Genomic DNA, 13,454 nt, shown 5'->3' with positions numbered 1-13,454 from the left:
CCGGGCGCCTTTGCCCCAAGTAATACCGAATTATTGTATCTTAAAAAAGATCTCGTTCCTCTACAGAAAAAATTCAAACAAATAACTTGCAAAGTTCATTTTGTTCACGGTTCAAATGATACTTGGGGTCCGATAAAAAACATCTCATATGGTACCAGAATGCTGATTAACGCCAGGAACATTACAGCAGACACTATAGTTGGTGCAGATCATCAAATTCCCTGGAAGAACAAAAAAGAATTTACTAAGATTCTTCTTGAGTTATATTGAACAGCATTTTTACTTCGTATACATGTCTGGCCATACCCCCATACAAACTAAATAATCTACAGCCAACCCGGCATAAACCTTTTTGAAAACAAATTATCTTTAGCGGCTCAATTGCGACAATGCAAATTTGGTGGCAACTTTAGCGACCCCCTAAAATGATTATGACCAAATTATTTACAATTACATTTTTATGTTTGACATTTCAATCTTGCACAGCACAAAAGGCGATTGAGAAATTTGAGACAGATGACAATGGATTAACGGTTGAGAAATTTGATGCTACAAATATTGATGAGAATAGGTATAACCAAAATAATAGTGTCTATAGAGTAGGAAGAAAATTCACATTTAGCTATGTTTATTCAGATACGGCAGGAGTGAAATTTTTAATGACAAGGGGCAACCTGGATAAACAAAATATGTATGATTGGATATTTGAAAAAATGGATAAAAAAGACACAAACTCTGTTTTTCAAATAATATTGTCTGTAAATTCAGGACTAAGTCCGTTTATTCAAGAAATACCAGATTACAATCAGACAGTCATCAGCTATGGCTTTAAATTATTAAGCAGAGATTCTTTGAACTTTAATGAAATGACAGGTCTGATTGAAAATGAAAAAAATATTTGGATGCACCTTCCAAGAACAGATTTTTTTAAAATACTGGAAATAAATCCTTTTCCATATATAAAAGAACCTTTAATAATTGGAACCAGGTGGGCCTGGAGATTAAAATTCGGTAGTCAGTGGGCAGACAAAAGATGGTTAATATGGCAAGGATCAAATGAAAACATTTACAATTATGAAATTACTGATAAAGTAATGTTGCAATCTAAACTTGGAAACATTGAATGTTTTGTAATTTCCAGCAATGCTAAAAGCAAATTAGGAGAAACAAAACTAACATCATATTTCAACTATCAATTTGGGTTTGTAAAACTTGACTATACAAATATCGACGGCTCAAAAACAATAATTGAGCTTGAAAAGATGGAGTAAGAAAACTTGCCTGTTTCGTAGCGACCCGACGTAAATCTTTTTTGAAAACCAATTATCTTTAGTGGATTAATTGTTACAAGATAAATATTGGCGGTCATTGTAAAAGACATTAACCAAACCATAGACAACAATAAACAATACAACTATATGAGAAAAATAATTTCATTTATGCACATATCGCTTGACGGCTTTGTAGCAGGACTGAACGGAGAATTGGATTGGGTTAAAGTTGATGAAGAAATTTTTACTCATGTCGGAAAGCGGATAAGCGAAGGCGACACTGCATTATATGGACGGGTAACTTACCAGCTAATGGAAAGTTACTGGCCTACCGCAGCAGACAAGCCGACAGCAACCAAACACGACATTGAACATTCAAAGTGGTATAGCAAAGTTCACAAAGTTGTTTTATCAAAAACATTGAAAGATTCAGGTTTAGGATACACAACAATTATCAGCAACAACCTTACGGACAGAATAAATGAAATAAAACAACAGGCAGGTCCGGACATCTTGCTTTTTGGTAGCCCTACAGCAACACATTCATTGATGAAACTGAACTTAATTGACGGCTACTGGCTATTTGTTAATCCAATTATTCTTGGACAAGGCATTCCATTGTTTGCAGGCATCAATCCCGATAACTACCAGGATAAAATAAAACTAAAACTATTGACTACCCGGCAATTTACTTGCGGTGTAACTGAACTGAATTACACAATGGACAGACAATAACAATAGTACGTCTTGCAATTCTTATTTCTTTGCCGCCATTTTATCCAATGGCTTCAAAATTTTTTTTGCTTTGGGTCCCGGTTGAAATTGCTTGGCAAGTGTTGCTCTTACAATTCCCACTCGTCCTATATATCCGTCAGCAGAAGATACTCCCCGTATGGACATCCGGTTACTTACCCATGACATATTTATATTCCATGACCGGCTATTATATCCCGTGGCAATACGATATAAAAAATTAGGTGTAACGCTGAAGCAGTCTTCACTGCCGGATCCGTTTGTTTCCCCAACCCACCCGAGATTGAGATTTGCATTGAGCGAACCGGTTATAAAAAAGTGTTGCCGCAAAACAAGTGTATAAGCATAACCTGCACCCGGGCCTATTTTAAAAAATTGGACCTTATGAATGCCCTGTTGTTTATATAACATAGCCATAGCAGCGGGTACCAAAGCGCTGTCTGCATCTACAATGCCGTAATATATTTCGCCACCCAACAAAAAGGAACCGGCTGATCTCTTTTGCCATTCATTTTGCACCATCGCAGCCCTGTAAGAGAATTTCCTTTCATTCAAAATTCGATAAGCGGCAAGACCAAATAAGTTGAACTTTATATCCGGTCGGAAATAATATAAATTGGGATCAGGCGATCCCAGTCCCTTAGGATTTAGATGGTAACCTTTATAAAATTGTGCATAGAAATCAAAACTCCATTTACGTCCATACATGTGTCCCTGGTTTTCCCAATACTTAGTTTTGCCTTTTTGTTCTTCATCGCCATTCAAAAATCCAAAACCATAGGCAAGGTTCAATGTAAAAGAACGATAGGTAGCTCCGATACCCATATTTAAAGTTGTATTAGGCACGTAGCGAAGTCGAGGAGTTGTTTTGTTATTTCTATTTATCTCTAACGCAGTGTATTTCTGACCAAAATAAAATCTGCCGGTAATTGTTTTACCCATGAAGGATTCGTAATAAGTTGTATCATAGTCTGTTTCTGCAGTAGGTTGCTGGGCCGGTGCATGCATGACAAATAATAACAAAGTAATTATCCATAAAATCCCGCAACAATATGTAGTCACTTAGAAAAATATAATGAATGAATAAAACTGCCGGTAAATTGTAATTCAATTTAACGAATATTTTCATGTGACTGATTTTCGTTTTCGTCCTCCTCTCCCTTTCCGTCTGCCCGGGGGTCTTGCCCCGCAGCCAGTGTAACATATATGAATGAAAATGGATTAACTTTTGTATAAGAATTTGTGATAAAATAATTAGAAAATGGAATTCAACCCAAGCAACAACGTTATTAAACTTTGTATTCAAGCCATGGGCATGGAAGAGAAAGGTAATCCTGAAGAAGCTAGCAGGTTATTTCTCCAGGCGTGGAATGAAGCGACAAACGACTTTGAAAAATTTATTGCTGCTTATTATATGGCACGGCACCAGGAAAATGTTTCCGACAAATTAAAATGGCTCGAAACAGCTTTGCAGTTTGCATTAAAAGTAAATAACGACAGTGTTATAGGAGCTTTTCCTTCTCTATATTCAAACATTGCCAAATGCTACGAGGAATTAAACGACGCTGGCAACGCAAAAAAGAATTATGAATTAGCAAATTCATTCAAGAACAATACCTCTGACAAGGGACCTTTTTATCACGGTACAAGAGCAGATATGAAGGTTGGCGATATGCTGAAAGCAGGGTTTGGTTCTAATTACAAGGATGATCTTAAAATGAATCATATTTATTTTACAGCACTTGCTAATGGCGCAGGTCTTGCTGCGGCATTAGCGAAAGGTGATGGGCCGGAGAGAGTTTATATCGTTGAACCAACAGGTGATTTTGAAAATGACCCCAACGTTACAGACAAAAAATTTCCGGGCAATCCGACACGTTCATATCGCACCGATGCACCATTAAAGATCGTTGGTGAAGCAACTGATTGGGTGAGACAAACACCTGGCGAACTTAAAAAATGGCGTGAAAAGTTGGCCAATGCAAAAGGAGATATAATTAATTAATTTTTCAGCCCTGGTTCGTGCCTGCCGGCAGGCAGGTCCTTAAGAAAATAAGAGGCCACGATGTCGCCCCAGGGGGTCGGAACAGTTTAGCTCATAAAAATTATTATCTTACTGTATCAAACTCACCGAACATAAGAAAAAACATAACTTTTCTTCACTGCAAACAAAAACGGAAATGAACTCAGATTTTATAGCACAATTAAAAGAAGTAATAGCCTTACTGAATAAAATAGAGCGAACATACGCATCCGAACGTTCGAAAACCATTGGTCAGTTGCAGAATAAAATATGGGACGAACCTCAACTTCAAAATGAAGAACTTTATTTTCTGCAGGAACTTGCAGGTGATTTAAATTTTTATGAGCCAATTGAAAGAGACCGTGATGTGGCTTTAGGCTATTATGATGATAGCAGGCTGTCGGAACTGACAGAAGCTGCACTTAAAAAAACAGAGTCCTTTCTCGCTGCCTGAAATATGCAATTATGCTTGTGTTGTGTTCTATGTCTTTCTTCCATAGTTCTTCGCAGCAAAACCAGAATAATAAAGCCACTTTTGCCGGGCATCTTAAAATCAGAATCATTAACTTTCTGTTGAAGAATTACTAAGCGAAGAAAGCTAGCACCATTTGCGAGACACTTCATTTATTCAACTTCAATTTTATGAGCGAAAACAAATCACTTACCCGGCTTGAAGCTTTTAGCGATGGTGTATTTGCTATTGCCATTACTCTTTTGATTCTGGAAATAAAGGTTCCTCCTTTTCATTCAATTCATTCAGCAAAAGATCTGGTGAATGCTCTTGCTGATTTATGGCCATCTTACTTTGCACTTATTTATTCTTTTGGTGGCATTTTGATCCAGTGGGTCTTTCATCATAACATACTCAATCAACTGGGTAAAACTTCCCGGCCATTTTTATATGCCAATGGTTTTTTATTACTCACAATTGTATTTTTTCCATTTCCAACAGCATTGCTGGCAGAGTACATCAATACTGAATATGCCATGCCGGCTATTGTGTTCTATGGAATATCCAGTATAATTAATTCCTGGAGCTGGTTTTTATTTTATCGTTCACTTGACAAGCCAAAGATGTTAAGAACTAATAGCTTTTCCGATGAGCTATATAATAAAATAAAAAGGAGCAATTACTTTGCAATAGTTATTTACACATCAACCACTTTGTTGGCAATTTGGGTTCCCTATGTTGCTCTGATAATAAATGTTGCATTATGGTTGCTTTGGCTAAGTTTATCATTGATTGAAAAAGAATAAAATATCTCATCCATAGTCCTTCGCAACAATAAAAATAAAAGCCACTTCCTTGCGGAAGCGGCTTCAATATTTCTTTCAACATTTATTCACTTAGTTTGACTTAACCAACTTCAATATTTGTTTTTGTCCCCCTTGTATGATCTCAACAAGATAGATCCCGGAATGATAAGAATTTCCAAGCCTTACTGATTGATTAGATGGCAGCGAAGATTTTGTTTCTATAACTCTGCCCATGTTATCATATACAGTTAGTCGTATGTTGTTGCCTGCTTTGCCACGTATTTGAATGTCAAAGTAGTTAGGTGAAGGGTTGCCTAGTACTGTTATTGCTGCAAGATCTGTTTCCCGTACATCCCTGGATCGTGCAGTGATCGAATTAGGTTCACAACTGCCTAACATATCACCATGCGAAAGGTGATCCGCTACAGCCGGCCTTCCAATCGTCAGGGTATTTCCATTATGACAAACATCGATCTTGTCGCCATTTTTGCCGCCTGATATATTTAGCACATTTACAGTTTTTGTGGCCGAACCTGGGCAACCGTTTTGATCTTTCACAGCAAGTGAATAGGTTGTTGTAGTTGTTGGACTCACGGTCACAGATGAAGTAGTAGCACCATTAGACCAGGTATAACTATAAGGTCCCATACCACCACTAACATTTGACTGGAGCATTAAGGATGATGCCGGAGCATAAGCAGGAAATACTGTATTAGCCAAGACACCTCCTCCTAATGCGAATGCATCAGGGATAGAAACATTTATAGTAGGACAGAGATTGAGAAAACCTCTGATCTCACCGCTTGGAAACGTTGTTGAATGAATATTGAGATAAGCCTTGCCTGCACCAATCGCTGCTCTCAGTGCAGCAAAAGCTGAAGCAGTTGTGCCACCATTGTTTGTAACGTATGAAGGATTGTAGCTGGTGCTCAAAAGCATATTGAAACTGTGGTCATAAGTTCCGAAAGTTACCCCGGATGGAAAGCCGGTAAAAGTTGGAGTCGTGGTTGCCACTCCTGCGGTTCCTGTCCCGGCAACTGCTGTTGCTGCATGGATGTGGGATGCTGTCACTCCGGCCACTAGTCCTGAGAAGGTGCTCTGAACCCTCATGGTATTCGCAACCGCATCAATTGTTATAAGTCCCGTCCCGGTTCCGGGAGAGTTGTTAGCAGGTACTTCAGCTGGCCCCGACAGGCTTACCCAATAAAGCTGTCCGTTGGAAACATAAGATGCTCCAAAAGATACTATGAAAAGCAAAAGAGTTTTTTTTATTGCCCGGAGCAAAAGGTCTGAATAGAAATGTTTCATAACTGTATTATTTAGATTGATTAAAAACGAGTTCCTGGAAATAAATAGAATAGGGAGACAGCTCTCTCAATTGAAAAGAATTATGGGCTAGATGGCAAGGCACCTGATATTTCATTATTCGTGATATAAAACTATATTCAAGGCAGGACTAAAACGATTGAAGATGGGATACTGGATAAGATGTGAAGACATTCACAGAAACGGAACAGATGTGGAAGTGGTTGCCTTTCAATAATCATTTTCATCACTGACAACCCTCATTGTTTTTAACTGGCTCCGTAGTTAACCTTACAATAGTCACCAAAGAATAAAACTATGCGCCGGAAATATTTACTTTATTGTGGTATCGCCGCTTCATTGCTTTACATCGCCATGAACATCTTTTTTCCTTTTTTGGATAAAGAATATAACTGGGTTACCCAAACGGTTAGTGAGTTATCTGCTGTTGATGCACCGACAAGACCCTCCTGGTTTGTGTTAGGAATAGTCTATACTTTGCTTATAGCTGCATTCGGTTGGGGTGTCTTTAAATCGGCAGATGAGAAACGATCCTTACGCATCGCAGGAATTTTGCTGATGATTAATGGAGTAATGGGTTTGACCTGGACACCCATGCATCAACGTGAAGTATTGGCAGCCGGTGGTGGAACTTTTACAGATACATGGCATCTTGTGATGGCCTCTATAACTGTATTACTTATGTTCCTTTCTATAGGCTTTGGTGCGGCTGCTTTTGCAAAAGGATTTCGTTTTTATTCCATCGTTACTATTATTGTTTTCATCGTGTTTGGAGTTTTGACTTTCTTAGAAGCTCCTAATGTCGATAAAGACCTGCCAACACCATTTATCGGTTTATGGGAACGTATCAACATCGCAGCATTTATGGTTTGGATGCTTGTGTTTTCCTCCATTCTTATAAGGCTTGAAAAGAACAGTGAGGAACTATGATGTTTCATCAATTCTCTTATAATCATAATCATCATAGAATCTTTCTTCGAATGTATGTTGTGACGGCTTTCCATATTTTAAAATCACATAAGCCATATAGATAATAACAACAGGAGACAAAATAAACATGACAATGATCGCTTCATCAGGTATACCAATGTAAGGAGAAACATTATAAAGCATCACAAACAACGTGGCAAAAGCTATAACAATCGCAGGTTTTTTCATACTTAAAGATTATCCTGGTACCAGCAAAATACTGGCAACTTCTTTGCCAGACTTAAGTCTTTAAAAAAATAGGGATAGACAATTTAAAAGATTATATGTCATTCTTCGCAGCAAAAAAATCGAAAATGTATTAACTTTCTCTGCAAAATTCTCGCAAAGCGGGAATCGAAAAAATAATTGATCCCGATAGCCCTGCCTACCGGCAGGCAGGTATCGGGAGTAAAAAAAACAAAATATGAGAAAAATAATTGCAGCAATGAATATGACACTTGACGGATTCTGCGACCACACTGCAATGATCGCAGATGACGAAATACATCAACATTATAATGAACTATTAAGGAATACAGGCACCCTTATATACGGAAGGAAACCTATCAATTGATGGAAAGTTATTGGCCATCTGTTGTAAAAGATCCTACTGGCAACAAACCAATGGATGAATTTGCAGTATTAATAGACAATATTCCAAAGATCGTTTTTTCCCGTACGCTTCAACATGTTGAATGGAAAAATACAATATTGAAAAAGGAAGTCATTCATTAAAGAAGAAATTTTAGAACTCAAGAAACAACCGGGTAAAAATATTGGAGTTGGCAGCCCAGGTTTAATAGTAGCCTTTTCACAACTCGGTTTAATTGATGAATACCAACTCGGCGTTCAGCCAATTATTTTAGGAAGCGGCTTGCAATTGTTTAAAAACATCAGGGATAGAATTGATCATAAACTCTTGAAAACAAAAACATTTGGTTGTGGTGCAATAATGCTCTACTATGAGACGATAAAAAAATGAGCGCATATTAAGAACAAAAGCGAAGTGTTCATTATCCCCGCTGGCGATAGCTATCGGATTCAAACTCCCCCACATTTTTTTAAAAAATATTTCGTAAAAAATTTGTGAAACCGAATAGCTGCACATATATTTGCAACCAATTGGTTTCGCATAAAATCAAATCTGAGAGAAGAAATGGTTGAAATTTTTAAAACAAATGTTCAGAAAAAGGCACAAAGCAAAATGCTGCTTTATATTTTGTCTGAAGCATTCCCATCGTTTAAAATTAATTTTGACCTTTCAGATCGTGATAAGGTGCTTAGAGTTGAAGGTGATAATATAGAGGCGTTAAGGATAATGATACTCGTAAAAGAGTATGGAGTTAAGTGTGAGATATTAGATTAACAGTAAAGCATAAAAATTAAAAAGATGAGAAAAATAATTGTTTTATCAATGATCACCTTAGATGGAGTAATGCAAGCCCCAGGTGGAACTAAAGAAGATAGATCAGGGGGTTTCAAATATGGCGGTTGGACTGAACCCTATGGTGACGAAGCTTATGGTGAAGCCGTGCAAAAAGAGTTGCAACAACCTGCAGATTATCTTTTGGGAAGAAAAACATTTGATATCTGGGAGGGCTACTGGCCTAAGCATGCAGACTTTTGGCCGGGTATTAATGATGGTACAAAATACGTCCTGTCCAAAACCCGGAAAAAGTCGGATTGGAAAAATTCAGTTTTCCTTAAAAGCCTAGCGGATATTAAGAAGCTTAAAAAATCAAAAGGTTCTGATATCCAGGTTTGGGGCAGCAGTAAACTTATTCAGTTGCTACTTAAGAATGATCTGGTGGACGAACTCCGTCTCAAAATTCACCCCTTGACTCTTGGTAAAGGAAAAAAGTTGTTTGACAATGGTCCGATCCCGGCAGCATTTACCTTAACAGAGAGTGTTGTTACATCAAAGGGAGTAATTATTGCCTATTACAAAAGGGCTGGAAAAGTTAAGACAGGTAATGTTGGAGCATAAGAAGAAAAAACGTTCTCAAATAAAAATCCATAACAGAATTTAATTATCAGGGAAGCCATTTCCGTTCCGCCTGTTCTGATCTTGCAAGGTGAGAATTACAACACTAAAAAATGCTGAACGATCTATAGTCCGATTTGGATGGATTGCTGCAATAAAGTAGATTTAAGTAGCTAAAACAATATATGAGTACTATCATAATTACAATTTTACTTGGATTGGCAGCCATCATTGCCTTGTTGTTGATCGTTGCGCTTTTCATGAAGAGGGAACATTATGTCAAGCGTGAAATTGTCATCAATGCGCCCCGGCAAAAAGTATTTGACTTTTTAAAACTACTCAAAAACCAGGACCAATTCAACAGATGGGCAACGGCGGATAAAAAAAACAGGAAAGAAGAATTCAAAGGAACAGACGGAACAGTTGGATTTATTTATTCCTGGAGCGGTGATAAAAGTGCCGGCCAGGGAGAAAAAGAAATTAAAAACATCATTGAAGGGGAAAAAATTGAAACAGAAATTCGCTTTGTAAAACCATTCCGGACCTCTGCCTCTGTGATCTTTGAGACAGAATCTTTATCCGATGATCAAACCAAAGTAAACCTGATCAATACGGGTACATTGAAATATCCACTGAACATAATGGTACCAATGGCAGAAAAAAATTTTCCGAAGGATATGGATGCTAGTTTGTCAACTTTGAAAAATATTCTTGAAAAATAAAACAATTTAAAAAACCAAATAAAAATGAAAAAAGTAACAGGTATTGGTGGCATTTTTTTTAAGTGCAAAGACCCTAACAAAATGAAAGAGTGGTATAAAACACATTTAGGAATTGACGCAGGCCAATATGGAGCGTCTTTTGAGTGGTACGAAGATGCTGATGGTAAAAAGAAAGGGCTTACGCAATGGAATCTCAATTCAGAAACTGCAAAACTTTATGAACCTTCAACAAAAGATTTTATGATCAATTACAGGGTTGAAAATATGGAAGCACTTGTTGAGGAATTAAAAAAGGAAGGTGTTATGATTGTTGACAAAATTGAAACATATGATTATGGCAAATTTGTCCATATACTTGACGCAGAAGGAAACAAAATTCAATTATGGGAACCTGTTGATTAGAAAATATCAGAAACATTCATACAATGAAAAAGATATCATTATTAATTTTAGTTATTGCCACTTCATTCTGTTTTGGTTTTGTTTTCAAATCAATTATAACAAACAATTCAAATACCAATACAGAAATGAAAAGAGTGACAAGTATTGGCGGCATTTTTTTCAAATGCAAAGACCCTAAAAAGATGAGAGAATGGTATCAAACTCACCTTGGACTAAATACTAACCAATATGGTGCAGTGTTTGAATGGTATCAAGGTGCTGACTCTACCAAAAAAGGATTTTCGCAATGGAGTCCGTTTAAAGAAACGACAAAGTATTTTGAACCATCAACAAAGGAGTTTATGATAAACTACCGGGTTGAAAACTTAGAAGCACTTGTTGAAGACTTGAAAAAAGAAGGAGTAACTGTAACCGACAGCGTTGAAACAGCTGATTACGGAAAGTTTGTTCATATCATGGATATAGAAGGAAACAAAATAGAATTGTGGGAGCCAAACGACATTGTATATGAAAAACTCGGTATCCAGATGGGTGCCAAGACGACCAAATGATCCTACTACTCTCACAAGGACATAAACACACTTGCTGTTAGTAAATATTTATTTCTACCTTATAAAGATCCGGGCATTTTTCTTCAATATCTCTTCGCAGCAACAACGGAAAAATCTATAACTTTCGTGAAATGTCACAAGGCCGCCAACTTGCTGCTATCATGTTTACCGATATTGTCGGATATACGGCTATGATGCAGGCTGATGAGCAAAAAGCGGTGGCAGTTATCAAACATTATAATACTACACTTGAAAAACTTGTTAGCCAGTTTAATGGACAAATATTGAATTACTATGGTGACGGTAGTCTTTGCATTTTCCACAGCGCTACTGATGCGGCCAACTGTTCTCTTGCTGTACAAATGGATCTGAAAAAGGAGCCGGTCGTTCCACTTCGAATCGGTCTGCATATTGGCGAGGTTTTTTTCGAAGATGCAAAAGCATTAGGTGATGGAGTAAATGTTGCTTCAAGGGTTCAATCGTTGGGACAGGCCAATACCATTTTAATTTCTGAAGAATTTCGTGATAAGATAAAAAACAATACTTCGATCACAACTGCTTCACTTGGTCACTTCGATTTTAAAAATGTTGACCGGCCAATGCAAGTCTTTGCATTTACGAATGAAGGACTGTCTGTCCCACAACGAAAAACCCTTGAAGGTAAACTGAAACAGAAAAAAACTTTTAAAAGAAACTTGATCACAATCGTGTCGATCATTGCACTGCTGACAACAGGTTTCTTTATTTATAAAAATTTTATTGTCAAAAATTCTTCTGCTGCGCCAAAGGATAAATCCATAGCTGTGTTGCCGTTCACCGATTTGAGTCCCTCGAAAGACCAGGAATATTTCAGTGATGGATTGTCGGAAGAATTGATCACCGCTCTTGCAAAGATCCCGGGTATGAAAGTTGCGGGCCGAACTTCTTCGTTCTCGTATAAAGGGATGAACAGCAAAGATCTTAAAGTGATTGGTGATGAACTTGGCGTAAGTACCATCCTCTCCGGTAGTCTTCGAAAATCCGGCAACCAATTACGCATCACGGCTGAACTCATTAATACAAGTGATGGTTTTAACATTTGGACAGACAGTTATGACATAGAGCTCACCGACATATTCGGAGTGCAAGACCAAATAACCAGGTCCATCATGACAGCTTTGAATGTGCATCTTTTGAATAACAAGGAACCTGAGGCGACCGCTATCACCAGTCCCGAAGCTTATTCAAATTATTTGAAAGCCAAGCATCAACTTTCATTTCGCGGTGATCATCTTTTAGAAGCAAGGCGATTATTTGAAGAGTCGATAAAACTCGATCCGGGTTTCGCCCCGGCTCATTCAGGTCTTTCAAGAACATTATCGATCATTCCGAATTATTTAGATTTCGAAAACATAAAACCAATTATGGATTCTGCAAAACTGGAAGCCAATAAAGCACTTGCCCTGAATGCTAACAATGGTGAAGCGTTTTCGGTTCTTGGAACAATTGCTGCATATTATGACTGGGATTGGGATGCAGCAGAACAGGCATTCAGCAAATCGATGGCTATTAGTCCCAATGATGCGGAGATGTATAATTTCTTCGGTGACTTTTATTGGATCGTATTTAATAAGAAACTGGCGATCGAAATGGAATCGAAAGCGGTAGAACTGGATCCATTGCTGGCAGTAAATTATGCTAACCTTGCTATGGCTTATTATATGGCTAAAGATTATGATAATGCGATAAGGATTTCAAATACTGGTTTATCAATGAATTTACAAAGCTTTAATGCTGGTGCAAATTGTCCGCCCTTAGTTTGGTCGTACGTGGCAACAAAACAATATGACAAGGCCGAAGAAATCGTAAAAATAATCCCGGAGACGGATCCTTTATACCTGGAACTGGCAACGGATATTATGATCGCTAAAGGAGAAAAGGCCGTTGCACTTGCAAACCTGCAAAAGATGAAAAATTATACCCATTCAAGACTAGCCGAAGATTATTTGGAATTGGGAATGTGGGAAAAAGCTGCTATGGAAATTGAAAAGGCATATGACTCCCGTGAAGTTCGCCTGGTGTATTATACAAAGATCACTTTGCCGGAAGATTATGCTGATATTCCCGCATTAAGAAAAGCTTTTGACAAACCTGAATTAAGAAAATTGTTTGAGCTGAGAAGAAAAAATATTGGAGTAGAAAACAATTGAGCAGCGT

The 13,454-nt window shown here is 37.7% G+C and carries 15 protein-coding genes and 1 pseudogene; 13 read left to right on the top strand and 3 right to left on the bottom strand.

What is annotated here, in order from left to right; all coding sequences use genetic code 11:
• The first annotated feature begins 431 nt into the window (after nt 1-431).
• Nucleotides 432-1,271, top strand: a complete 840-nt coding sequence (locus tag E6H07_19650) for a hypothetical protein (GenBank protein TMI61449.1) — start codon at nt 432-434, stop codon at nt 1,269-1,271.
• Between the two features lie 147 nt (nt 1,272-1,418).
• Nucleotides 1,419-2,006: a dihydrofolate reductase gene (locus tag E6H07_19645; protein ID TMI61448.1), complete on the top strand. Its 588-nt coding sequence runs from the start codon at nt 1,419-1,421 to the stop codon at nt 2,004-2,006.
• A gap of 21 nt (nt 2,007-2,027) precedes the next feature.
• Here the strand turns inward: E6H07_19645 and E6H07_19640 are convergent, their stop codons facing one another.
• Nucleotides 2,028-3,032, bottom strand: a complete 1,005-nt coding sequence (locus E6H07_19640; protein TMI61447.1) for a DUF4421 domain-containing protein — start codon at nt 3,030-3,032, stop codon at nt 2,028-2,030.
• Nucleotides 3,033-3,285: 253 nt separating this feature from the next.
• Here E6H07_19640 and arr point away from each other — a divergent pair, with 253 nt between their 5' ends.
• From arr to E6H07_19625, 3 genes are all read left to right on the top strand, one after another.
• Complete coding sequence (gene arr, locus E6H07_19635; GenBank protein ID TMI61446.1) at nt 3,286-4,029, top strand: NAD(+)--rifampin ADP-ribosyltransferase; 744 nt, start codon at nt 3,286-3,288, stop codon at nt 4,027-4,029.
• 175 nt (nt 4,030-4,204) lie between these two features.
• Nucleotides 4,205-4,501, top strand: coding sequence for a hypothetical protein (locus tag E6H07_19630; protein ID TMI61445.1), 297 nt, complete (start codon nt 4,205-4,207; stop codon nt 4,499-4,501).
• A 188-nt stretch (nt 4,502-4,689) separates the two neighbouring features.
• Nucleotides 4,690-5,304, top strand: a complete 615-nt coding sequence (locus E6H07_19625) for a DUF1211 domain-containing protein (GenBank protein ID TMI61444.1) — start codon at nt 4,690-4,692, stop codon at nt 5,302-5,304.
• A 90-nt stretch (nt 5,305-5,394) separates the two neighbouring features.
• On the opposite strand, the gene E6H07_19620 is transcribed toward E6H07_19625, so the two are convergent.
• Nucleotides 5,395-6,612 carry a CHRD domain-containing protein gene (locus E6H07_19620; protein ID TMI61443.1) on the bottom strand — a complete coding sequence of 406 codons (1,218 nt, stop codon included), beginning with the start codon at nt 6,610-6,612 and terminating at the stop codon, nt 5,395-5,397.
• Nucleotides 6,613-6,927: 315 nt separating this feature from the next.
• Between E6H07_19620 and E6H07_19615 the strand changes: the two genes are divergently transcribed.
• A complete protein-coding gene (locus E6H07_19615; protein TMI61442.1) occupies nt 6,928-7,560 on the top strand; it encodes a DUF998 domain-containing protein in 633 nt (210 codons plus the stop codon).
• On the opposite strand, the gene E6H07_19610 is transcribed toward E6H07_19615, so the two are convergent.
• Nucleotides 7,555-7,788, bottom strand: a complete 234-nt coding sequence (locus tag E6H07_19610; GenBank protein TMI61441.1) for a hypothetical protein — start codon at nt 7,786-7,788, stop codon at nt 7,555-7,557. The two genes, E6H07_19615 and E6H07_19610, sit on opposite strands and share 6 nt — an antisense overlap.
• A gap of 235 nt (nt 7,789-8,023) precedes the next feature.
• Here E6H07_19610 and E6H07_19605 point away from each other — a divergent pair.
• From E6H07_19605 to E6H07_19575, 7 genes and pseudogenes are all read left to right on the top strand, one after another.
• A pseudogene (locus E6H07_19605) lies at nt 8,024-8,581 on the top strand (dihydrofolate reductase).
• Nucleotides 8,582-8,755: 174 nt separating this feature from the next.
• Nucleotides 8,756-8,965 (top strand): hypothetical protein, encoded by a 210-nt coding sequence (locus tag E6H07_19600; GenBank protein TMI61440.1) that lies wholly within the window; start codon nt 8,756-8,758, stop codon nt 8,963-8,965.
• 24 nt (nt 8,966-8,989) lie between these two features.
• Nucleotides 8,990-9,586, top strand: coding sequence for a dihydrofolate reductase (locus E6H07_19595; GenBank protein TMI61439.1), 597 nt, complete (start codon nt 8,990-8,992; stop codon nt 9,584-9,586).
• A gap of 182 nt (nt 9,587-9,768) precedes the next feature.
• Nucleotides 9,769-10,305: a polyketide cyclase gene (locus tag E6H07_19590; protein ID TMI61438.1), complete on the top strand. Its 537-nt coding sequence runs from the start codon at nt 9,769-9,771 to the stop codon at nt 10,303-10,305.
• Nucleotides 10,306-10,329: 24 nt separating this feature from the next.
• Complete coding sequence (locus E6H07_19585; GenBank protein TMI61437.1) at nt 10,330-10,707, top strand: VOC family protein; 378 nt, start codon at nt 10,330-10,332, stop codon at nt 10,705-10,707.
• A 125-nt stretch (nt 10,708-10,832) separates the two neighbouring features.
• Nucleotides 10,833-11,258, top strand: a complete 426-nt coding sequence (locus E6H07_19580; protein TMI61453.1) for a VOC family protein — start codon at nt 10,833-10,835, stop codon at nt 11,256-11,258.
• 131 nt (nt 11,259-11,389) lie between these two features.
• Nucleotides 11,390-13,447: a hypothetical protein gene (locus E6H07_19575; GenBank protein ID TMI61436.1), complete on the top strand. Its 2,058-nt coding sequence runs from the start codon at nt 11,390-11,392 to the stop codon at nt 13,445-13,447.
• The last annotated feature ends 7 nt before the right edge of the window (nt 13,448-13,454 follow it).

Source organism: Bacteroidota bacterium, from assembly GCA_005882315.1.
GTDB lineage: Bacteria > Bacteroidota > Bacteroidia > Chitinophagales > Chitinophagaceae > VBAR01.
The sequence above is the reverse complement of the archived record's forward strand: the minus strand, read 5'-3'. Positions and strand labels throughout refer to the sequence as shown.